The following is a 265-nucleotide window of genomic DNA, read 5'->3' on the forward strand; positions in this document are numbered from 1 at the left end:
ACCTGTTGGCAAAGATGGCGTTCCTGTAAAAGTAGGAGACGCAGATAAAACCACACTTCCTGTTCCTGTTTCATCCGAAATCACTCCAGCTAATTCAGCTGAGGTAGTTGCTGATAATGCGCTTAATTTATCAGTGGTTACCACCAATGTTTTTGATGTTGGAATACTGGTGCCGTTCACACTAGTTGCTGTAGCAACGCCTAAAACTGGAGTTACCAAAGTTGGCGCAGTGTCCATGACAAATTTAGAACCTGTTCCTGTTTGA

Annotated in this window: 1 protein-coding gene; it reads right to left on the reverse strand. The window is 43.4% G+C overall.

Features of this window, described 5'->3' with window-relative positions:
- A partial coding sequence (locus AAGV33_RS16405; protein WP_373393457.1) for a hypothetical protein occupies nucleotides 1–237 on the reverse strand: 237 nt, incomplete at its 3' end.
- Nucleotides 238–265: the final 28 nt, after the last annotated feature.

The sequence above is a fragment of the Flavobacterium magnesitis genome (genome assembly GCF_041729735.1).
Taxonomy (GTDB): Bacteria; Bacteroidota; Bacteroidia; order Flavobacteriales; family Flavobacteriaceae; genus Flavobacterium; species Flavobacterium magnesitis.